Origin of the sequence: Pseudomonas sp. NyZ480 (assembly GCF_029537255.1) — a bacterium.
In the GTDB taxonomy this organism is placed as follows: Bacteria; Pseudomonadota; Gammaproteobacteria; order Pseudomonadales; family Pseudomonadaceae; genus Aquipseudomonas; species Aquipseudomonas taiwanensis.
This window is the reverse complement of sequence record NZ_CP120626.1, coordinates 1,715,717-1,736,726: the sequence shown is the minus strand read 5'-3', so window position 1 is coordinate 1,736,726 and position 21,010 is coordinate 1,715,717. Positions and strand designations below refer to the sequence as shown.

17 protein-coding genes are annotated in these 21,010 nt (G+C 61.6%); 7 read left to right on the top strand and 10 right to left on the bottom strand.

Annotated features, from left to right (window positions below; all coding sequences use genetic code 11):
* Window positions 1–35 precede the first annotated feature (35 nt).
* From mqo to P3R38_RS07840, 3 genes are all read right to left on the bottom strand, one after another.
* On the bottom strand, window positions 36–1,601 hold the full coding sequence (gene mqo / locus P3R38_RS07850; protein WP_277686973.1) for a malate dehydrogenase (quinone): 1,566 nt from the start codon (window positions 1,599–1,601) through the stop codon (window positions 36–38).
* A 196-nt stretch (window positions 1,602–1,797) separates the two neighbouring features.
* Window positions 1,798–3,414 (bottom strand): methyl-accepting chemotaxis protein, encoded by a 1,617-nt coding sequence (locus P3R38_RS07845; protein WP_023379555.1) that lies wholly within the window; start codon window positions 3,412–3,414, stop codon window positions 1,798–1,800.
* A 188-nt stretch (window positions 3,415–3,602) separates the two neighbouring features.
* Complete coding sequence (locus P3R38_RS07840; RefSeq protein ID WP_104882786.1) at window positions 3,603–5,366, bottom strand: ABC transporter transmembrane domain-containing protein; 1,764 nt, start codon at window positions 5,364–5,366, stop codon at window positions 3,603–3,605.
* Window positions 5,367–5,634: 268 nt separating this feature from the next.
* Here P3R38_RS07840 and P3R38_RS07835 point away from each other — a divergent pair, with 268 nt between their 5' ends.
* On the top strand, window positions 5,635–5,808 hold the full coding sequence (locus tag P3R38_RS07835) for a PA1571 family protein (protein ID WP_023379553.1): 174 nt from the start codon (window positions 5,635–5,637) through the stop codon (window positions 5,806–5,808).
* Between the two features lie 102 nt (window positions 5,809–5,910).
* Here P3R38_RS07835 and pdxB read toward each other — a convergent pair whose 3' ends face one another.
* From pdxB to rlmM, 3 genes are all read right to left on the bottom strand, one after another.
* Window positions 5,911–7,053, bottom strand: coding sequence for a 4-phosphoerythronate dehydrogenase PdxB (pdxB, locus tag P3R38_RS07830; RefSeq protein WP_023379552.1), 1,143 nt, complete (start codon window positions 7,051–7,053; stop codon window positions 5,911–5,913).
* 60 nt (window positions 7,054–7,113) lie between these two features.
* Window positions 7,114–7,356, bottom strand: a complete 243-nt coding sequence (gene tusA / locus P3R38_RS07825; RefSeq protein ID WP_023379551.1) for a sulfurtransferase TusA — start codon at window positions 7,354–7,356, stop codon at window positions 7,114–7,116.
* A gap of 77 nt (window positions 7,357–7,433) precedes the next feature.
* Window positions 7,434–8,498 (bottom strand): 23S rRNA (cytidine(2498)-2'-O)-methyltransferase RlmM, encoded by a 1,065-nt coding sequence (rlmM, locus tag P3R38_RS07820; RefSeq protein WP_023379550.1) that lies wholly within the window; start codon window positions 8,496–8,498, stop codon window positions 7,434–7,436.
* Between the two features lie 223 nt (window positions 8,499–8,721).
* Between rlmM and acnA the strand changes: the two genes are divergently transcribed.
* Window positions 8,722–11,463, top strand: coding sequence for an aconitate hydratase AcnA (gene acnA, locus P3R38_RS07815; RefSeq protein WP_277686972.1), 2,742 nt, complete (start codon window positions 8,722–8,724; stop codon window positions 11,461–11,463).
* A 2,095-nt stretch (window positions 11,464–13,558) separates the two neighbouring features.
* The gene (locus P3R38_RS07810; RefSeq protein WP_023379548.1) at window positions 13,559–15,124 is read left to right on the top strand and encodes a PAS domain-containing methyl-accepting chemotaxis protein; all 1,566 of its coding nucleotides are present in this window, start codon (window positions 13,559–13,561) and stop codon (window positions 15,122–15,124) included.
* Between the two features lie 134 nt (window positions 15,125–15,258).
* On the opposite strand, the gene P3R38_RS07805 is transcribed toward P3R38_RS07810, so the two are convergent.
* The 4 genes from P3R38_RS07805 to P3R38_RS07790 form a co-directional block, all read right to left on the bottom strand.
* Window positions 15,259–16,143 (bottom strand): pseudouridine synthase, encoded by an 885-nt coding sequence (locus P3R38_RS07805; RefSeq protein WP_023379547.1) that lies wholly within the window; start codon window positions 16,141–16,143, stop codon window positions 15,259–15,261.
* 51 nt (window positions 16,144–16,194) lie between these two features.
* Window positions 16,195–16,503, bottom strand: coding sequence for a hypothetical protein (locus tag P3R38_RS07800; protein ID WP_023379546.1), 309 nt, complete (start codon window positions 16,501–16,503; stop codon window positions 16,195–16,197).
* A gap of 80 nt (window positions 16,504–16,583) precedes the next feature.
* A complete protein-coding gene (locus P3R38_RS07795; protein ID WP_023379545.1) occupies window positions 16,584–16,820 on the bottom strand; it encodes a glutaredoxin family protein in 237 nt (78 codons plus the stop codon).
* Between the two features lie 72 nt (window positions 16,821–16,892).
* Entirely contained in the window at window positions 16,893–18,101 is a 1,209-nt protein-coding gene (locus P3R38_RS07790) for an ammonium transporter (RefSeq protein WP_023379544.1), read from the bottom strand.
* A 312-nt stretch (window positions 18,102–18,413) separates the two neighbouring features.
* Here P3R38_RS07790 and P3R38_RS07785 point away from each other — a divergent pair, with 312 nt between their 5' ends.
* The 4 genes from P3R38_RS07785 to P3R38_RS07770 all read left to right on the top strand — a co-directional run bounded on the left by P3R38_RS07785 (window position 18,414) and on the right by P3R38_RS07770 (window position 20,848).
* Complete coding sequence (locus tag P3R38_RS07785; protein WP_023379542.1) at window positions 18,414–18,728, top strand: YqjD family protein; 315 nt, start codon at window positions 18,414–18,416, stop codon at window positions 18,726–18,728.
* Window positions 18,729–18,737: 9 nt separating this feature from the next.
* Window positions 18,738–19,112, top strand: a complete 375-nt coding sequence (locus tag P3R38_RS07780) for a phage holin family protein (RefSeq protein ID WP_023379540.1) — start codon at window positions 18,738–18,740, stop codon at window positions 19,110–19,112.
* Entirely contained in the window at window positions 19,109–19,435 is a 327-nt protein-coding gene (locus P3R38_RS07775) for a hypothetical protein (RefSeq protein ID WP_023379538.1), read from the top strand. Before P3R38_RS07780 ends, P3R38_RS07775 begins: the two co-directional genes overlap by 4 nt.
* Before the next feature lie 81 nt (window positions 19,436–19,516).
* A complete protein-coding gene (locus tag P3R38_RS07770) occupies window positions 19,517–20,848 on the top strand; it encodes a deoxyguanosinetriphosphate triphosphohydrolase (protein ID WP_023379537.1) in 1,332 nt (443 codons plus the stop codon).
* Window positions 20,849–21,010: the final 162 nt, after the last annotated feature.

Genomic DNA, 21,010 nt, shown 5'->3' with positions numbered 1-21,010 from the left:
GCACAGCACTCCACTCACTTAAGGTCGGCTACGGCCTATTCTGCCTGCACCGGTATGTAAAGCAACTGCAAGCGCGCGCTGCTCCACTGACGGGTCTTGTTGGTCAGCTCCAGATCGTTGTTCAGCTTTTGCCCATAGGTCGGCACGATTTCCTTGAGCTTGGCTTGCCATTGCGGCGTCCGGATGCGGTCCTTGAAGGTCTTTTCCAGCACGGTCAGCATGATCGGCGCAGCGGTAGAAGCCCCTGGGGAAGCGCCAAGCAACGCGGCGATGCTGCCGTCCTCGGCGGCCACGACTTCTGTACCGAACTGCAAAACGCCACCGTGTACCGGGTCCTTCTTGATCACTTGGACGCGCTGGCCGGCCTGCAGCAACTGCCAGTCTTCGTTCCTGGCATTGGGGAAATACTCGCGCAGGGCGTTCATGCGGTCATCGAAGCTGAGCATCAATTGGCCCATCAGGTAAGTGCTCAGGTCGATGTTGTCGATGCCGGCATGCACCATCGGCAGCACGTTGTGGCTGGTCAACGACGCGAACATGTCCAGCAGCGAGCCGTGCTTGAGGTACTTGGTGGAGAAGGTCGCGAACGGGCCGAAAAGCAGTACTTGCTTGCCATCGATCATCCGCGTGTCCAGGTGCGGAACCGACATCGGCGGCGCGCCGACCGAGGCTTTGCCGTAAAGCTTGGCCTTGTGGCGGGCGACGATGTCCGGGTTGTCGGTCATCAGGAACTGGCCACCCACCGGGAAGCCGGCGTAGCCTTGCGCTTCGGGAATGCCCGATTTCTGCAGCAGTTTAAGCGCACCGCCACCGGCACCGATGAACACGAACTTGGCGTTGACGCGAGTCTGCTCCCCACCATTGGCCAAGTCGGCCACCAGCACATTCCAGGTGCCGTCATCGTTGCGCACGATGTCACGCACTTCATGGCGCAGGTGCAGCTTGACGTTGGGGTTGCGCGCCATCGAGGCGAACAGCTGACGAGTGATCTCGCCAAAGTTCACGTCGGTGCCGATGGCCATCCGCGTGGCAGCCACTTTCTGCTCTGGGTCCCGGCCCTCCATCACCAGCGGCACCCATTTGCGGATCTGCTCGTGGTCCTCGGAAATTTCCATACCGCGGAACAGCGAACTGTGCTGCAGTGCGGCCACGCGCTTGTGCAGGAAGGCGACGTTCTCGTCGCCCCATACGAAGCTCATGTGCGGCACATTGTTGATGAACGACTTGGGGTTGCTCAGCACGCCCTGCTCGACCTGATAGGCCCAGAACTGCTTGGAGATCTCAAACTGCTCGTTGACACCGACGGCCTTGCTGATGTCGATACTGCCGTCCGTGCCCTCACTGGTGTAGTTCAGCTCGCAGAAGGCCGAATGCCCGGTACCGGCGTTGTTCCAGACATTGGAGCTCTCTTCGGCGACCTGGTCCATGCGTTCGTAGACGTCGACCTTCCAGTTCGGCTCAAGCTCGGTGAGGTAGGTGCCGAGGCTGGCACTCATGATGCCGCCGCCGATCAGCAGGACATCGACGGACTTTTGCGGCGCCTCGGGTTTGGAGCAACCGATGACGCTCAGGCAGAGGAGCGTCAGCAGGATTTTCTTCATTGATGTGATCCAGTTGTTGTGTACACGCGCGCCGCTATGAGCAGGGAGCGTGCCAACAGGCCCTGGACCAGGCAACATGGGGTGAGGCGGTAGGTCGCATGGCGACAATCCGCCACAGGGCAGCGGATTGCGCCAACCTGGGTGGCGGATTTCCCCCGGATGCTTCGCCGGTGAACCCGCGCCTGGCGCTTGCGCGTCAGGCGGTCAAGCGTGACGTCACCTCACCCAACTGCCCCGAGAGGCCATGCAAGCGCTGCCCGGCTCGTTCGGTGTGCTGCACGGCCTCCTGGTTCGCCGTGGCGATGCGGGTGATTTCGATCAGGTTGCACGAGATGTCTTCGGCCACGCTGGTCTGTTCCTCGGCCGCCGTGGCAATCTGCCGGTTCATGTCGCGAATCGCCTCCACCGACAGGGTAATGCGCTGCAGCATCTGCCCCGCCTGCTGGACCTGCTCGGCCCCCTCCTCGCTGCGCTGCCGACCGCTTTCGATGGCCTTCACCGCGTCCACCGCACCCGACTGCACCGCCTCTATGATCTGATGAATTTCCGCGATGGAAGCCGCCGTGCGCTGGGCCAGGCTGCGCACTTCGTCGGCAACCACCGCAAAACCACGCCCGGCCTCGCCAGCACGGGCCGCCTCTATGGCAGCGTTGAGCGCCAGCAGGTTGGTCTGTTCGGCGATGCCGCGAATCACCTCGAGTACCTTGCCAATGCGGGTGCTGTCGTTTTCCAGTTCGCGAATCACCGCAGCCGTACCGGCAATTTCACGGTTGACCACGGCGATGATGTCGATGGTCTGCTGCATCACCTGCTCGCCGGCCTGGGCGCTTTGGTCTGCTTCATCCGCCGCGCGTGCTGCCTCGGCAGCGTGGCGTGCCACTTCCTGGGCGGTAGCGGACATCTGGTGCATGGCCGTGGCCACCTGGTCGGTGCGCTGGAACTGGTCATGGGTCCCACGGGCCATGTCACTGGCGATGCTGCGCAATTGGCCGCTCGCACCTTCGAGCTCCTGGGCGTTGTCCTGCAAACGGCCGACGGTGTCGGCGAGGAAGTCACGCAGGGTATTGGCTGCCCGGGCCAGGCGACCGAGTTCATCCTCACGGCGGCTGTCCACCCGCGAGACAAAGCGGCCCTGACTCAGTTGCGCGACGTACTCGATCAGCTGGCCGATAGGCTTGATCAGGCTGCGATTGATCAACCAAAGACTAAGCAGGCCGACCAGCGCAGCCGACACCAACATGACCAACACACCCAACCACACTGTGCGCTCGGCGACGGCGCTGATGTGGGACGCCCGTTCGCGGGCATCGGCGCGCAGCTGTTCGACCAGCGCACTCATTTGCTCGCTGGCAGCGCGGTCGACCCCCTTCACCGCCTGGTCGCCCGCCACAGGGTCGCCGCCTGCGGCCAAGAACGCCTGACGCCCCTTTTCGTAGGCTACCCCCAACTGCCGGTGGCTCTCGCGCAACTGTTGCAAGGGCGCCTTGAGCTTGCCATCGGTGGTCTCGATCAATTGCCCGAGCAACTGTTGAACCTGCTGCTCACGCGTCTGGAACTGCTGCCAGTACCTGTCCAGATCAGCCGGCTGGCGACCACGCAGCAAGACGTTCTTCCACTCCTGCACCTGAATCTTGAACTGCAGATTGGCTTCGTCGATCAGTTGCGAAGCCCGTAACGGCCCATCCACCAGCCCGGCATAACCGCGCACGCTGGAAGACAGAAACTGAAAGCACACCAGGGCGATCAACAGCATCGCCGCCAGGCTACCGGCCAGCAGGGTGAGCATTTGTACTCTGAGGGATTTACGCAACATCGGGATCTCGGGAACCAGGAGGAAGAAAATGGCGTGCGCCGGCAGCGCAGATCAAGACATCCATGTCCTCGTTCGCAGACCAAAAAAAAGCTGCCATCGGTCGATAGCAGCCAGGTCGAGCACTTACGCAACAGCTGATCCAGATACTCTCAGGCAATTGCTACAGAAATGTTACATACGGCCACGCACTAACGCGTATTGAACTGCAGCGAGGCCAATCGCGCGTAAAGTGGGCTTTGCTCGATCAGTTGGGCATGGCTGCCCACCGCCACCAAACGGCCCTTGTCGATCACCGCGATCCGGTCGGCGTGTTGCACCGTGGCCAGGCGGTGCGCAATCACCAGGGTGGTCCGACCGGCCATCAGGCTCGGCAGCGCTTGCTGGATCAAGTGCTCGCTCTGGGCATCGAGGGCGCTGGTGGCTTCGTCGAGCAACAGGATAGGTGCGTCTACCAACAGCGCTCGAGCGATGGCCAGGCGTTGGCGCTGCCCTCCCGAAAGGCCGGTCCCGCCCTCCCCCAGCATCGTCTGATAGCCCTGGGGTAACTGCCGGATGAACGCGTCGGCATGGGCGCCCCGCGCAGCCGCTTCCACCTCCTCCCAGGTCGCCTCGGGCCGACCGTATCGGATGTTGGCCTCGACGCTACCGCGAAACAGCGCGGGGCTCTGCGCAACCAAGGCGAATTGGCGACGTACGTCGGCCGGGTCCAGGTCTGTGATGGGTTGCCCGTCGAGCAGAATGCGCCCGCGCTGGGGGTCGTAGAAGCGCAGCAGCAGGTCGAACAGGGTCGACTTGCCGGCACCGGACGGTCCTACCAGCGCCACAGTCTGCCCCGGCTCTACCACCAGGCTCAGATCGTCGATGGCCGCCACCGAAGGCCGCGACGGGTAGGCAAACCCGACCTGTTGCAACTCGATCCTGCCAGACACCCGTGGGTACACCAATGTCGTCGGCACCGAGGGAGGCAGTATTGCACTGCGCGCTGCCAGCAACTCGTCGATACGTTCGGCCGCGCCTGCCGCGCGCTGCAACTCCCCGATCACCTCACTGAGGGTACCGAAGGCGCTGCCGACGATCAGGCTATAGAACACGAAGGCGGCCAGCTCACCGCCCGAGATACGCCCGGCGATGACATCCATGCCACCGACCCAGAGCATCACGCCAACGGCCCCCAGCACCAGCACGATGACCAGGGTGATAAGCCATGCGCGCTGGGCAATGCGCCGCCGCGCCACACCGAAAGCCGCCTCGACAGTACCGGCGAACAGCTCCCGGTCCCGCGACTGGTGGTTATAGGCCTGTACTGTCTTGATCTGCCCCAAGGTCTCCGCCACGTAACTGCCCACGTCCGCCACCCGATCCTGACTCTGACGCGACAGGCTGCGCACCCGCCTGCCAAACAACAGTATCGGTGCCAGCACCAGGGGCAAGGCGACCACCACGATGCTGGTGAGCTTGGGGTTGGTGACGAAGAGCAGTACCACACCTCCCACCACCATCAAGGCATTGCGCAGAAACATCGACAGCGATGAACCTATGACCGACTGGAGCAAGGTGGTGTCGGCAGTCAGACGCGACTGGATCTCGGAACTGCGGTTGTCTTCGAAAAAGCCGGGGTGCAGTCCCACCAGGTGATCGAACACCGCCCGCCGAATATCGGCCACGCAGCGTTCGCCGATCCATGACACCAGGTAAAACCGGCTGAAAGTGCCCACGGCCAGCGCCAGGACCAACACCAGGAACAGGCCGATGGTCTGGTTGAGCTGGTGGGGCGAGCGGGTCATGAAACCTTGGTCCACCAGCAAGCGAATGCCCTGGCCCATGGACAAGGTAATGCCTGCCGTGACCACCAGTGCCAGCACTGCCAGCAGGGCCTGGCGCCGATAAGGACGAATGAACTGCCAGGCGAGGCGCAGGGCCCGTCGCTGACGTGGTGAAACCGATTCGGGCATGGTGAGGTCCAGAGGAGACGGGAACCCTGAGACTACCATTCATCCGATAAGGGGGAACGGTTGCAGGCGAGCGCGGACCAATTCTGGGTAATGCAGTCCAATAGTGCGCACACCCTGGTGAGTATAGCTTTTCGTTCTAACCGGTCACTGGAGCTTTGAGGCGCTTTCTGTTGGACTGTCCCTGTCGTGACAACAGAACCAGAGCTGTCACAGGCCGGTCACGGCGCAGGGTTACCCTGAGCTTGAACCTGATGAGGAGACAGGAAAGATGAGTCTGCAGCGAAGCAGCGATAGCCAAAAGCCACAGAATCAACCACCGTCGAAGGTCTGCGGCTCGATCATCGACGCCCAAGGTCGCGAGGTGCCGATCACCGAGCAGATGATCCAGCAAGCGTGCAAAGACCTCGAAGACAGTCGGGTAGAAAAAGTGCGCAAGGGCTGAGCAATAGATTTCTGACAACCCGGCCCTCTGGCCGGGTTTTTCATGGGCGCCTGATGGGGTTTTGCGCTGGACTGCCCGGCCTGAACGCCGGCGAGCCGGCTCTTACAGGGCCGCGCAACCCAAGGCGCTGACCATCTGTGCCAGTTGCGGCGCCTCGCCCCGAATACGCACCGCCAGCCCTTCGATCTCACGCCGCGGTGGATAATGCTTGCGCAAGGCATCGAAGGCCGCCCGCTGCTGGGCCGGGTCATCGCTCAGGCTACGACGGAAGTCAGCATCGTCACGGCGTGGGTCATACACGGCGCGACACAGGGTCGCCAGGGACCAGGCCAGGTCGGCGCTGGCATCCAGTTCGATCTGCGCCAGCGGTGGCTTGGGCAGCAAGTCTGCCAATTGCACCTGCTCGGGCTGACCGAGGAAACGGCATAGCGCCTGGTAGATCTGCGCCGTGCCACGCTGGCGACCGTCCAGGCTATAGCCTGCGATATGTGGCGTGGCCAAGGTACACAAGTCAGCCAACTGCAGGTTTACCTGGGGTTCGCCCTCCCATACATCGAGTACGGCATGCACATCCTCGCGGTCCAGCAACAGCTCGCGCAGGGCATGGTTGTCCACCACAGGTCCGCGACTGGCATTGATCAGCCAGGCGCCAGCACGCAAACGCGCCAATTGCGCCTCGCCCAGCAAATGCCAGGTCGGGTGGTCGCCGCCATGCTGCAACGGGGTGTGCAGGCTGATGACATCACACTGCTCAAGCACCGTATCAAGGCTGACATAGTCGCCCCCTTCTACAGCCTGACGCAGCGGATCACAGACCAGCACCTTCCAACCCAGACCATGCAGTACCCGCACCAAGCGGCCGCCCACCTCACCTGCGCCCACCACGCCGTATACGCGCTCAGGCAGTGACACACCGTCGAGGTCGGCCAGGGTCAGGAGGCTACCCAGCACGTAATCCACCACGCCACGGGCGTTGCACCCAGGTGCGCTGCTCCAGCGGATGCCAGCCTCGGCAAAGTAGTCCAGGTCCAGGTGATCGGTGCCGATGGTGCAGGTGCCCACGAAACGGACACGGCTGCCTTCGAGCAGTTGCCGGTCGACCCGGGTCACCGAGCGCACCAGCAGTACGTCGGCATCCTTGACGCTGGCCGCGTCAAGGCTTCTGCCGGGGTAACGGCGGATCTCGCCGAAGCCTTCGAAGAAGGCATCGAGCAGCGGGATATTCTCGTCGGCAACTATCAGCATGGCGCTCTCCTGTGCGGGGAACGCAGTGTAGGCGCTACGCCCGGCTTGATCCAGCGCGGCTCAGTCGGTCTTCTTGCGGATCCAGTACAGGAAGGTACCGGCCTCTTCCTGCTGTTGCAGCAACTCATGACCCAGGAAGTTGCAGAACTTGGGGATATCACGGCGGGTCGAGGGGTCGGTGGCGATCACCTTGAGCAGGCCGCCAGCGGCCAGGTCGCGCACGTGCTGGTGCAGCATCATCACCGGCTCCGGGCAGTTCAGGCCAGTGGCATCGAGGATGGCGTCGGGGGTGAATTCAGTCATGTGGAACTCCGCAAATGATCGCTATTGTCGCGCATGCCAGGCTTCGGTCCAAGGGGCCGGCTGCCGGCCCCAAGCACTCAGCGTGGCTTCAAGTCGAGCCGGCGCAGGTGACATGTCACTTCCTCGCGGTCGTGATACAGCTGCTTACAGGCAATCGAAACCCTGACCTTGCGCGCCTTGAAGGTGGCTTCCATGCGATCCAGCAGACGCCGCACCTCGGCATAGCGTTGCTTCATCGGCAACTTGAGGTTGACCACCGCCTCGCGGCACAGCCCCTCGCCTAGCCAGGTTTCGATCAAGGCAGCGGTGCGCGCGGGCTTTTCGACGATGTCGCAGACCATCCAGTCCACTGTCTGCTTTGGCTGCCAGGTAAAGCCATCGGCCATCAGGTGCTGCACCAGACCGGTGTCCATCAAGCTCTCGGCCATGGGGCCGTTGTCGATCGCGGTGACCAGCATGCCCCGACGCACGAGCTGGTAGGTCCAACCACCAGGCGATGCGCCCAGGTCGACACCGGTCATGTCGTCACCCAGACGCTGCTCCCACTGCTCGCGGGGAATGAATTGGTGCCAGGCTTCCTCGAGCTTGAGGGTCGAACGGCTGGGTGCCTCGCGGGGGAACTTCAGCCGAGGGATACCCATGGCCCAGAGCGCGCTGTTGCTCGGTGGCGCCATGCCGACAAACACCCGCCTGCCGCTGATGAACGTCAGCAACAGACGCGGGCGATTGCTGTCTTCGACCAGGCGCCCGGCCTTTTCCAAGGCTTTGCGCAGCGGGACCTCGAACTTCCGGCAAAAGGTCGACAGCTCCTTGCCTTCGTTGCTGTCGAGCACCTCCAGCCATAGGCTGCCGAACTCCGGGTAAGCGCCGAGGTGCTCGAGCAACACGCTGATACGGTCGCTTTCCGGCAACTCGACGAAGTCACCACGGGCCCACTGGCGCGGGAAAATCAACTGAGCGAAGCGCAGTTCCCCCATCAACCGCTCGGCACCTTCGGCCTCGGCACAGACGAACTCGGCGCAGGCGCTCTGCGGCTTGCCCTTGGCATAACCGGCAACGCCAAGGCGGGCGGCGTGTTCACTGATTTCTGCGCACACCTCGCCCTCGAAACCGGGCCGGCAATGCATGAACAGGGTATTCATCTCTCACTCCACTTCGGCTGGCGCACAACCGGCGCCGGCAGGCCGGCGATGATAAAGGAAGATCGGAACCTGCGACATGCCCCGCCGGTCCAGAAGTGGGTCATGCATGACAAACAGGTCTAACCTGACCTTTCAGCCAGGCCCGTGACGTACGGGCCGATACAGAGCGGTGCCACTGGCAAATATCCATGATTGCCAGGCACCGGCGCAGAAGGAGTTGGCAATGCCCTCGCTCGATAGCCTGAAAACCCTCAAGACCCTGAAGATAAACGACCATACCTACCACTACTACAGCCTCGCCGAAGCGTCCCGCCAGCTAGGCGACCTGCAACGCCTGCCGATGTCGCTGAAGGTGCTGCTGGAGAACTTGCTGCGCTGGGAAGACGGCAAGACCGTCACCGGCGATGACTTGCACGCCCTGGCCTCATGGCTAAAGGAGCGGCGTTCGGATCGCGAGATTCAATACCGCCCAGCCAGGGTACTGATGCAAGACTTCACCGGTGTACCGGCGGTGGTCGACCTGGCTGCCATGCGTGCAGCCGTGGCCAAGGCCGGCGGCGATCCGCAGCGGATCAACCCGTTGTCACCCGTGGACCTGGTGATCGACCACTCGGTGATGGTCGACCGCTATGCCTCGCCCCAGGCGTTCGCCGAGAACGTCGACATCGAGATGCAGCGCAACGGCGAGCGCTATGCATTCTTGCGCTGGGGCCAAAGTGCCTTTCACAACTTCCGGGTGGTGCCACCTGGAACGGGCATCTGCCACCAGGTCAATCTGGAGTACCTCGGTCGCACCGTTTGGACCCGTGAAGAAGACGGCCGCACCTACGCCTTCCCGGACACGCTGGTCGGCACTGACTCGCACACCACCATGATCAACGGCCTCGGCGTGCTTGGCTGGGGGGTTGGCGGGATCGAGGCAGAGGCCGCCATGCTGGGCCAGCCGGTGTCGATGCTGATTCCGGAAGTGGTCGGTTTCAAACTCACCGGCAAGTTACGTGAGGGCATCACCGCTACGGACCTGGTACTGACCGTGACACAGATGCTGCGCAAGAAAGGTGTAGTGGGCAAGTTCGTCGAATTCTATGGCGATGGCCTGGCGGACCTGCCCCTAGCCGACCGGGCGACGCTGGCCAACATGGCTCCAGAGTACGGCGCGACCTGTGGTTTCTTCCCGGTAGACGACGTGACACTGGAGTATCTGCGCCTGTCCGGTCGTCCCAACGAAACGGTGCAGCTGGTCGAACAGTACTGCAAGGCGCAGGGCCTGTGGCGCCTGCCGGGTCAGGAACCGCTGTTCAGCGATACCCTGGCGCTCGATATGAACGACGTGGAGGCCAGCCTGGCTGGCCCGAAACGCCCTCAGGACCGCGTCGCCCTGGGCCAGGTGAAGCAGGCCTTCGACCACTTCATCGAACTGCAGCCCAAACCACTGGCCAAGGAGATTGGCCGCCTGGAAAGCGAAGGTGGCGGCGGCGTGGCGGTAGGCAATGCCGATCAAGCTGGCGAAGTCGACTACCAGCATGATGGGCAAACCCACACCCTGCGCGACGGCGCGGTGGTGATCGCGGCCATCACCTCCTGCACCAACACCTCCAACCCCAGCGTGATGATGGCTGCTGGCCTGGTGGCGAAGAAGGCCGTGGAAAAGGGCCTGCAACGCAAGCCTTGGGTGAAGAGCTCCCTGGCGCCAGGCTCGAAAGTGGTCACCGACTACTTCAAGGCAGCCGGTTTGACCCACTACCTTGATCAATTGGGTTTTGACCTGGTCGGTTATGGCTGCACCACCTGTATCGGCAACTCGGGGCCGTTGGACGAGGCGATCGAGAAGGCCATTGCCAACGCTGACCTCACGGTTGCCTCGGTGCTCTCAGGCAACCGCAACTTCGAAGGCCGGGTGCACCCGCTGGTGAAGACCAACTGGCTGGCATCGCCGCCGCTGGTGGTTGCCTATGCCCTTGCCGGCAGCGTGCGCCTGGACCTGACACGAGATGCCCTGGGCACCGGCAAGGATGGGCAGCCGGTGTACCTGCGCGATATCTGGCCGAGTCAGAAGGAGATTGCCGACGCCGTGGCCAAAGTCGACACCGGCATGTTCCACAAGGAGTATGCGGAGGTTTTTGCCGGTGACGCGCAGTGGCAAGCGATCGAGGTACCGCAGGCGGCCACCTACGTTTGGCAGGACGACTCGACGTACATCCAGCACCCGCCGTTCTTCGATGACATCGCCGGGCCATTGCCGCACATCGGTGATATCCATGGTGCGCGGATCCTGGCGTTGCTTGGCGACTCGGTGACCACTGATCACATCTCCCCCGCTGGCAACATCAAGGCCGACAGCCCGGCTGGGCGTTACCTGCGCGAGAAGGGTGTCGAGCCACGGGACTTCAACTCCTACGGTTCGCGTCGGGGGAACCATGAGGTGATGATGCGCGGCACCTTCGCCAACATTCGAATCCGCAACGAGATGCTGGGGGGTGAGGAAGGCGGCAATACGGTGCATGTGCCTTCGGGCGAGAAGCTGTCGATCTATGATGCGGCGATGCGTTACCAGGCTGAAGGAACGCCATTGGTGGTGGTGGCGGGCCAGGAATATGGTACGGGTTCGAGCCGTGACTGGGCGGCCAAAGGTACCAACTTGCTGGGTGTGAAGGCGGTGTTGGCGGAGAGTTTCGAACGTATCCACCGTTCCAATCTGGTTGGTATGGGGGTATTGCCATTGCAGTTCATGGCTGGGAACGATCGCAAGCAGTTGCGGCTGACGGGCCGGGAGATCATCGACATCGAGGGCCTTGAAAATGCATCTATTCGGCCGGGAATGCGTTTAACGTTGCGAATGACTCGTGAGGATGGGGAGCAGGAGAAGATCGAGGTGTTGTGCAGGATCGATACCTTGAATGAAGTGGAGTACTTCAAATCGGGCGGCATTCTGCATTATGTGCTGAGGCAATTGATTGCAAGTTGAGGACCATGAATCATTGCTTTTGCTTTTGCTTTTGCTTCCAGCGCGCGGTAGTTCAGGCGCCACCTAATGCGACTTCAGGAGGCCGAGCGCAGGGCTTGCGCAGGGAGGTGACGGGCATGGATGCCCGTCAAGCGCTGCGGCCCAGGAGGGGCCGTTCAGCGCGGTCCTCCCGGAGCAAGCCCGGAGCGAGGGAACCCCGGAGCGCAGCGCAGGGGCCGGATGATAGGAGCCAGACTTTTTTGGTTACTTTTTGGGGCGTCTGCCAAAAAGTGACCCGCTGTAAGAGCAGAAAGGTGATTGAGCGTCACCTTGGCAAATGGATATGCTCACGTATCCAGAAACCAAAACTTCAAACTTCAAACTTCAAAGCACAGATTTAAGGGCGGCATTCAGATAGCGTGAATATCCATTCGCCATGGAGGCGCTCATTCACCTTTTCGCCTTTACGGCGACCTACTTTTGCTCTTGGGCAAAAGTAGGCAAAAACCGCTGGCTCCTATCATCCGGCCCCTACGCTTCGCTCCGGGGTTCCCTCGCTACGGGCTTGCTCCCGGGAGGACCGCGCTGAACGGCCCCTCCTGGGCCGCAGCGCTTGACGGGCATCCATGCCCGTCACCTCCCTCCGCAAGCCCTACGCTCGGCCTACTGACGTCGCAATTTGCAGCGTCTGGGATATCGCGCATTAAAAGCAAAAGCGGAGCATGAAATACCAAATCCGAACAACAACAACAACAACAACAACAACAACAACAACAACAACAACAACAACAACAACAGCTAAACCAGCCGCACATTAAATATTCAAACTACAAAATGCGAGACGGACTTTCTTTTGCTTCGCTTTGCTCTTGCTTCTAGCGCGCGGTAGTTCAGGCGCCACCTCATGCGACTTCAGGAGGCCGAGCGCAGGGCTTGCGCAGGGAGGTGACGGGCATGGATGCCCGTCAAGCGCTGCGGCCCAGGAGGGGCCGTTCAGCGCGGTCCTCCCGGAGCAAGCCCGGAGCGAGGGAACCCCGGAGCGAAGCGTAGGGGCCGGATGATAGGAGCCAGACTTTTTTGGTTACTTTTTGGGGCGTCTGCCAAAAAGTGACCCGCTGTAAGAGCGGAAAGGTGATTGAGCGTCACCTTGGCAAATGGATATGCTCACGCATCCAGAAACCAAAACTTCAAACTTCAAAGCACAGATTTAAGGGCGGCATTCAGATAGCGTGAATATCCATTCGCCATGGAGGCGCTCATTCACCTTTTCGCCTTTACGGCGACCTACTTTTGCTCTTGGGCAAAAGTAGGCAAAAACCGCTGGCTCCTATCATCCGGCCCCTACGCTTCGCTCCGGGGTTCCCTCGCTACGGGCTTGCTCCCGGGAGGACCGCGCTGAACGGCCCCTCCTGGGCCGCAGCGCTTGACGGGCATCCATGCCCGTCACCTCCCTCCGCAAGCCCTACGCTCGGCCTACTGACGTCGCAATTTGCAGCGTCTGGGATATCGCGCATGAAAAGCAAAAGCGGCGCTTGAAATACCTAATCCGAACAACAAAAACAACAACAACAACAACAACAACAACAACAACAGCTGAACCAGCCGCACATTCAATATTAAAACCATAAATGCGAGGCAAATTTTCTTTTTCTTCGCTTTGCTCTTGCTTCTAGCTCGCAGTAGTTCAGACGCCACCTGATGCGACTGCGCAGGGAGGTGACGGGCATGAATGCCCGTCAAACGCTGCGGCCCAGGAGGGGCCGTTCAGCGCGGCCCTCCCGGAGCAAGCCCTACGCTCGACCTACCGACGTCGCAAGTAGCGGCGCCTGGACAACCGCGTACTGGAAACCAGAACACAGCAAAAGCAAAAGAAAGCAAAAGCGCAGCATGCATCGCGCGATGGCTCTTTGATGGCCAATCGGTCATGATAGACGCCAAGCGTCACAAAATGGTCATAAAGTTCCGAGTAAAGGCAGCATCTTCCCTGAAAACCTAGGATTCCCTAATGCAGCCCCACCTCACAATCCTTGCGCCAGATCAACCATAATTAAATATTCATTCAATAAAACCAGTGGCTTGCCGATATCTGTGGAAAGCCTTGCGGATTACTCAGCCCATGCGTAACAACCAGCCGATTACCCAGAGAGAACGGACTTTCCCTGCCCAACAGCGGTTGATCTCCACCACCAATGCCAAAGGTGTGATCACCTACTGTAACGATGCATTCATCGAGATCAGCGGGTTCTCCCGCGAAGAACTGACCGGTGCCCCGCACAACCTGGTGCGCCACCCCGACGTTCCGTCGGCGGTGTTCTCGCATATGTGGCAGACCCTGAAGCAGGGCCTGCCCTGGATGGGCATCGTCAAGAACCGCTGCAAATCGGGCGACCACTACTGGGTCAATGCCTACGTCACCCCCATTTTCGAAAACAACCAAGTCATCGGCTTCGAGTCGGTCCGCGTCAAACCTACTGCCGAGCAGATCCGCCGCGCCGAAGCCCTCTACCAACGCATCAACCAAGGCAAGAGCGCCATCCCGCGCCGCGACACATGGCTGCCGGTGGTGCAGGACTGGCTGCCGTTCATTCTCGTCAGCCAGATCGGCTTCCTCATCGGCAACTGGCTCGGCCATTCCTGGGGCTTTGCCCTGGCCGCCGGCCTGTCGGTACCGCTGGGCCTGCTTGGCCTGACCTGGCAGCAACGCGGCCTCAAACGCCTGCTGCGCCTGGCCGAGCAGACCACCTCCGACCCGCTGATCGCGCAGATGTTCACCGACAGCCGCGGCGTACAGGCACGCCTGGAAATGGCGATGCTCAGCCAGGATGCGCGGATGAAGACCTGCCTGACACGTCTGCAGGACAGTGCCGAACACCTCAGCGAGCAAGCGCGCCAGTCCGATGCCCTGGCCCACAAGAGCTCCTCGGGGCTGGAGCGTCAGCGGGTGGAAACCGAACAGGTCGCCGCCGCCGTCAACCAGATGGCCAGCACCACTCAGGAAGTGGCCAACCACGTCCAACGCACTGCCGACGCCACCCAGGAAGCCAACCGCCTGACCAGCCAGGGTCGCCAGATCGCCGGTGAAACCCGCGAAGCCATCGAACGACTCTCCACAGCCGTGGGCGAAACCGGTCAGACCGTGACGCAACTGGCCAAGGACAGCGATGAAATCGGTGGTGTGGTAGACGTGATCAAAGGCATCGCCGACCAGACCAACCTGCTGGCACTGAACGCCGCCATCGAAGCCGCCCGCGCCGGTGAAATGGGCCGTGGTTTCGCGGTGGTCGCCGACGAGGTCCGCCAACTGGCCCAGCGTACCGCCGAGTCGACCGGACAAATCCACACCCTGATCGCCAAGCTGCAACAAACCGCCAGCAACGCTGTACTCACCATGGAAACCGGTCACCGCCAGGCCCAGGAAGGTGTCGAGCGGGTCATGCAGGCCGACCAGGCGCTGATTGGAATCAGCGAAGCGGTAGCCAATATCACCGACATGGCCACCCAGATCGCGGCGGCCACCGAAGAACAGACCGCCGTGGCCGACGAGATCAGCCGCAACATCAGCACCATCGCCGAGCTGGCCGACCAGACCGCCGAACAGGCGCAACACTCGGCACTGCTCAGCGAAGAGCTGACCTCCACTGCCGGCACGCAGTATTCGCTGGTGGAGCGCTTCAACCGATAAGCTTGCTCGCTCCTGCAGGCGTCGCGCACCGCCTGTAGGAACCGGCTTGCCAGCAATGGGACCGGCAAGACAACAGCAATCGGGTGCTCCTGCGAGGAGCCCGCATGAACACCGGGCCGCATAGCGGCCCGGCTTCACCAATCCAGCGTCAAACCACTCTCGAAGTACCGCTGCTCCCCCGTCAACGGATCCTCGAAACGCAAACTCTGCGCCAGCAACTTCAACGGTCGCTGGTAATCGTCTTCTTCCTTGAGCAAAACCGGGTAGAACGGGTCGTTGCAGATCCCTGCCCCGAGCGCCGCCATATGAACACGTAATTGATGAGTCTTGCCGGTTACCGGCGACAGCCCGTAGCGCCAAAGCTCGCCTCGCTTTTCCAGCACCTCGGCCAAGGTCTCGCTATTGCTCTGGCCCTCGACCTCGTGCATGCGGAAGAATGGCTCACCATGTACCAGGCGGCTTCGGTGCACCAAAGGGAATGCATGCTGTGGCATCGCCGCAGCAATGGCCTGGTAGCGCTTGTCGATGCGCCGCTCGGGAAACAGCCGCTGGTAGGCGCTGCGGGTCTGAGGGTTGGCGGAGAACAACACCAGGCCCGCGGTGTGCCGGTCGATCCGGTGCAGCGGCACCAGGTGGGGATTGTCCAGGCGGCGGATCAGGCGGCGCAGCAAGGTCTGTTCGACGTATTCCCCGGTCGGCGTCACCGGCAGGAAATGCGGCTTGTCAGCCACCACCAGGTGCTCATCCATGTGAACAATGGTTTCCTGCACCGGGATCGGCCGTTCATTGGGCACTTCGCGAAAATAGTGCAGGCGCATGCCCCGCCTATATGGCAGGTGAGCTGCAATAGGCTGGCCTTCGGCATCGAGCACACGACCACGGGCAAAACGGTCAAGCCACTGGTCGCGACTGATGGCGCTGAAGTGGTCGCAAAGACAATCCAGAACCGTCGCCCAGTTACCAGGTGGCAGGCAGACGGTGCTGGCCTGCTGGCGAGCGGGGTCGAACGGTGTGGTCATGGCAAAGCTCTGGGCGATCAGGACCGCGCATTATCCCCCAAGCCCGACGGCTCAACCAGCCCGCCCTACTCCATCGCTACGCTCTTTCAACCAACGCAACACCTCCACCGCCTCCCAGCGTCCAGGGTCGTAGAGCGCATAGACCAGACCCTGATAACCCACGACATCGAGCGCCCGGTGGTAGCCGGCCCGTTGGAACAAGGCCTCGATCTCGGCAAAGCAGGTGTTGAAATGCACCTTGCCAAATGGGGTGCGGTCGTCCGTCACCAGGCCTTCAAGACGCAGTTCGACCACGGCGTCGCATACCCGGTCTGGCGACATGCGGTTGACGCTGTACTTGAGTTGCTCGACGTTGAGCATGAGTTCACCCTGATACTGTATTTATATACAGCATACGGAGAGCTTCACTATTCCGTCAATTCAGGCTGCCCTCGCACAGGTCAGCCAAGAAAGGTCACCACCTGCTCGGCATCGAATGGCCAGCGCAACTCGGCGCCGTTGTCGCATCGCCGCAACACCGGAATGATCAGGCTGTATCGCTCGAAGAACGCTTCGTCTTCGGCGATATCGACCAGCTCCACCAGCAGGCCGTGCTCGACGAAAGGCATCAGCACGGCCTCGGCCACTTCGCATAGATGGCAACCGAGGGTGCCGAACAGTTGGCATTCAGGCAGCATGGGCAGGTCCGGTCAGAGAATGGGAGAGCCTCTATTCTAGGTCGGTCCCGCCCTATGCGCATCTGACTCGGCTCAATCCTGGCTGGTGGCACCGATGCGGTGCAGCGACAGGTCGGCGCCCTGGAACTCCTGCTCGTGGCTCAAACGCAGTCCATGCAGCGCACGGAGGGTTCCATACACCGCGAAACCGCCCACCAACGCCACCACCACACCAGCCAGGCTGCCCAAAAGCTGGCTGATCAGGCTGACCCCGCCCATGCCGCCTAACGCGACCTGGCCGAAGATGCCACAGGCGATTCCGCCCCAAACCCCGCACAAGCCGTGCAGAGGCCAGACACCCAGCACATCGTCGATCTTCCAGCGGTTCTGTGCAGCGGTGAAGCTCCAGACGAACAGCACGCCCGCCACCAGCCCGGTGGCCAGAGCGCCAATCGGGTGCATCAGGTCCGAACCTGCGCACACGGCCACCAGGCCTGCCAATGGGCCGTTATGCAGGAAGCCAGGGTCATTGCGCCCGGCCAGCAGGGCCGCCAGCGTTCCCCCGACCATGGCCATCAACGAGTTGATCGCCACCAGGCCGCTCACCCCCTGCAGGGTCTGGGCACTCATGACGTTGAAGCCGAACCAGCCGATGATCAGAATCCACGAACCCAGCGCCAGGAATGGAATGCTCGAAGGCGCGAACGCCACCAGACGGCCCTCCCGATAGCGCCCACGCCGCGCGCCCAGCAGCACCACTGCCGCCAGGGCCAGCCAGCCGCCCATGGCGTGCACCACCACCGAGCCCGCGAAGTCATGGAAAGGCGCACCGAAGGTAGCCTGCAGCCATGCCTGCACACCCAGGTTGCCGTTCCATGCCAGGCCTTCGAAGAACGGGTAGATGAACGCAACGATCAATGCGGTTGCGCACAGCTGCGGGGCGAATCGCGCCCGCTCGGCGATACCGCCGGAGATGATGGCCGGGATGGCCGCGGCGAAGGTCAGCAGAAAGAAGCACTTGACCAGTGCATAGCCGTGGTCGGCCGCCAGCTGCGCCGCCGGGTGCAGGAAGCTTACCCCATAGGCGATCCAGTAACCGATGAAGAAGTACACCAAGGCCGATATGGCGAAGTCGCTGAGGATCTTCGACAATGCGTTGACCTGATTCTTGTGTCGCACGGTCCCCACTTCCAGAAAAGCGAAGCCAGCGTGCATGGCCAGTACTAGAATGGCCCCCATGAGGATGAAAAGCGTATTGGAGCCATGGACCAGGGAGTCCATCGCGCTGTGCATGTTTTCCATGACGTAGGCAGACCTGCTGAAAAAAGCACCAGGACAGTTCAAGAACCTGCATCCGTGCACCTAATCGGTGCCAGCCCCCTGCCCTGTTTCAGTGACCCGGCTGGAGCCTGCGTGGTTTTTTCTTGGGTTTGTCGAGGATTGGGTTAAGGTTTGTTGGTATCCGCCGGGGTGTCGCCCTGAATCGGCGCAACGGTCCATGCCATCGCCCCATGACGTGGCAAAACACTTAGCAAGGCCCATACCAGCGTTGGCAGTGAACCTTTGCCACGCCGCGTTACTCGAAATTTTCACCAACACTCAAGGGAGAGCCCCATGGCCAGCAAATCGGCAAAGAATGCACAAGAGATATTGATGGCTGACTTCCAGGCACTGGTGCGAGACACCGAGAAGCTGCTTGCCGACACCGCCAACCTGGCAGGCGACCAGGCCGACGAACTGCGCGAGCAGATCCACGAGCGCCTGACCCAGGCCCGCGAAACGCTGCAACTGACCCAGGACTCAGTGCGCGAACGCGGCCAGGCCGCCCTGGGTGCCGCCGAGCAGTATGTGCAGGAAAAGCCCTGGCACGCGATCGGTATCGCTGCGGGCGTTGGCCTGCTGATCGGCCTGTTGGCCAATCGGCGCTGAGGAGTCCCCATGGAGAACGACGCCAACGGCGCCGGCGTTTCGGGCAAACGCCTGAGTGCGGCCCTGCTCGGGCTGTTGCACAGCCATATCGAACTGTTCGGCATCGAACTGCAGGAGCAGAAAGCCCGCACCCTGAGCCTGCTGTTGTTCGCGGGTCTGGCACTGGTCTTCGCTTTGCTGTTGCTGACAGCCTTGTCCGGACTGTTGCTGGTACTGCTGTGGGACAGCTATCGACTGGCCGGCATCATTGGCCTGTGCGTGTTCTACAGCCTGGCCGCGCTGTATTGCGGCTTGCGCCTCAAGGCCGCGGTATTCGACGAATCGTCGCCCTTCAACGCCACGCTTGAAGAGTTGGCCAAGGACCGGGAGCGCCTACTGCCATGAGCCTGCCGGAATTGCCAAATACTCGAAACCCAAGGGAACTGCGCAAGGCACTGTTGCGCCTGCGCCTGGAAATGCACCGTCAGGAAATTCGCCACGAGTCGGCGCAACTGCTCGAACCACTCAGACGCGTGCGCGGCATGGGTAATTCGCTGCAGGACGGCCTGGGCATCAAGCATGCGCCATTGTGGGGGCTAGGCGCTGTGGTAGCGATGGGTTTCCTCACAGGCAAAGGCATGCGCAGCGGCAACCTGGCCCGTCTGGTGCGGCTGGGGGGTAGCTTGCTGCCACTGATTCGCCTGTTCATGCAGAATCGGCGCCCCTGAGGGGAATGATCAGCGGCTGGCGCTTGCACCGCCAGCCGCGACACGGGAAGCTATGGCCATCGACCGACAGGAGATCGAGCCTTGGACTGGCAAACCCTGCTGACCCGTGAACGCCTGGGCAAAGCCCTGTACAGCCCCGAAGAACTCGGCCGCAGCCCCTTCCACAAAGACCACGACCGGATCATCTTCTCGGGAGCCTTTCGCCGCCTGGGACGCAAGACCCAGGTACACCCAGTCTCCAGCAACGACCATATCCATACCCGCCTGACCCATTCCCTGGAAGTCAGCTGCGTCGGCCGTTCGCTGGGCATGCGGGTTGGCGAAACCCTGCGCGACAGCTTGCCGGACTGGTGCGCCCCCAGCGACCTGGGCATGATCGTACAGTCCGCCTGCCTGGCCCACGATATCGGCAACCCGCCGTTCGGCCACTCAGGCGAGGACGCTATTCGTCACTGGTTCCAGCAGGCCGCGGATCGTGGCTGGCTGGACGACATGAACGATGACGAAAGGGCCGACTTCCTCAATTTCGAGGGCAACGCCCAGGGTTTCCGTGTGCTCACGCAGTTGGAGTACCACCAGTTCGATGGCGGTACCCGACTGACCTACGCCACGCTGGGCACCTACCTCAAATACCCTTGGAGCGCCCGCCACGCGGATGCCTTGGGCTACAAGAAGCATAAATTCGGGTGCTACCAGAGCGAATTGCCGCTGTTGGAGCAGATCGCCCGCAAACTGGGCCTGCCACTGCTCGAGCACCAACGCTGGGCGCGTCACCCGCTGGTGTACCTGATGGAGGCGGCCGACGACATCTGCTACGCGCTGATCGACCTGGAAGACGGTCTGGAAATGGAGTTGCTCCAGTACGCGGAGGTCGAAGCGCTGCTGCTCGACCTGGTTGGCGACGACCTGCCCGAAACCTACCGCCAACTCGGCCCCTCGGACTCCCGGCGACGAAAGCTGGCCATCCTGCGCGGCAAGGCCATCGAGCACCTGACCAACGCAGCCGCCCGCGCCTTCGTCGAGCAGCAACAGGCGCTGTTGGCCGGCCGTCTGCCAGGGGATCTGGTGGAGCACATGCATGGCCCGGCCAAGCGCTGCGTTCTGCAGGCCAAGGACATGGCGCGTAACAAGATCTTCCAGGACAAACGCAAGACCCTGCACGAGATCGGCGCCTACACCACGCTGGAAATCCTGCTCAACACCTTCTGCGGAGCTGCTCTGGAACAACATGGCGGCCGCTCACCGTCGTTCAAGAGCCGCCGGGTGCTCGACCTGATCGGCAACAATGCGCCCGACCCACACGGTTCACTGCACAATGCCTTCCTGCGCATGATCGATTTCATCGCCGGCATGACCGACAGCTATGCCAGCGAAATGGCACGGGAAATGACAGGTCGTTCCAGCCCGGTATGAGTACCTGTCACGTGGCGCGGCGGCTGCCCGCGCCACCCTTTTTGAAAGAAAACTCCTACATACCGCCGAGCAAGGCTAAACACGGCTTGTTTTTAGCAAATATAAAGTTACTAAATCAGTCAAATGAATAACAACACGTGGCATTTTCGTAGTCTTATTTGT

Excerpts from the sequence above, each read along its gene's own strand:
- acnA (WP_277686972.1), top strand. The coding sequence starts at position 8,722 with ATGCCCTCGCTCGATAGCCTGAAAACCCTCAAGACCCTGAAGATAAAC.
- rlmM (WP_023379550.1), bottom strand. The coding sequence starts at position 8,498 with ATGAATACCCTGTTCATGCATTGCCGGCCCGGTTTCGAGGGCGAGGTG.
- P3R38_RS07775 (WP_023379538.1), top strand. The coding sequence starts at position 19,109 with ATGAGCCTGCCGGAATTGCCAAATACTCGAAACCCAAGGGAACTGCGC.
- P3R38_RS07845 (WP_023379555.1), bottom strand. The coding sequence starts at position 3,414 with ATGTTGCGTAAATCCCTCAGAGTACAAATGCTCACCCTGCTGGCCGGT.
- P3R38_RS07785 (WP_023379542.1), top strand. The coding sequence starts at position 18,414 with ATGGCCAGCAAATCGGCAAAGAATGCACAAGAGATATTGATGGCTGAC.
- P3R38_RS07780 (WP_023379540.1), top strand. The coding sequence starts at position 18,738 with ATGGAGAACGACGCCAACGGCGCCGGCGTTTCGGGCAAACGCCTGAGT.
- tusA (WP_023379551.1), bottom strand. The coding sequence starts at position 7,356 with ATGACTGAATTCACCCCCGACGCCATCCTCGATGCCACTGGCCTGAAC.
- P3R38_RS07840 (WP_104882786.1), bottom strand. The coding sequence starts at position 5,366 with ATGCCCGAATCGGTTTCACCACGTCAGCGACGGGCCCTGCGCCTCGCC.
- P3R38_RS07835 (WP_023379553.1), top strand. The coding sequence starts at position 5,635 with ATGAGTCTGCAGCGAAGCAGCGATAGCCAAAAGCCACAGAATCAACCA.
- pdxB (WP_023379552.1), bottom strand. The coding sequence starts at position 7,053 with ATGCTGATAGTTGCCGACGAGAATATCCCGCTGCTCGATGCCTTCTTC.
- P3R38_RS07800 (WP_023379546.1), bottom strand. The coding sequence starts at position 16,503 with ATGCTCAACGTCGAGCAACTCAAGTACAGCGTCAACCGCATGTCGCCA.
- P3R38_RS07805 (WP_023379547.1), bottom strand. The coding sequence starts at position 16,143 with ATGACCACACCGTTCGACCCCGCTCGCCAGCAGGCCAGCACCGTCTGC.
- P3R38_RS07790 (WP_023379544.1), bottom strand. The coding sequence starts at position 18,101 with ATGGAAAACATGCACAGCGCGATGGACTCCCTGGTCCATGGCTCCAAT.
- P3R38_RS07810 (WP_023379548.1), top strand. The coding sequence starts at position 13,559 with ATGCGTAACAACCAGCCGATTACCCAGAGAGAACGGACTTTCCCTGCC.
- mqo (WP_277686973.1), bottom strand. The coding sequence starts at position 1,601 with ATGAAGAAAATCCTGCTGACGCTCCTCTGCCTGAGCGTCATCGGTTGC.
- P3R38_RS07795 (WP_023379545.1), bottom strand. The coding sequence starts at position 16,820 with ATGCTGCCTGAATGCCAACTGTTCGGCACCCTCGGTTGCCATCTATGC.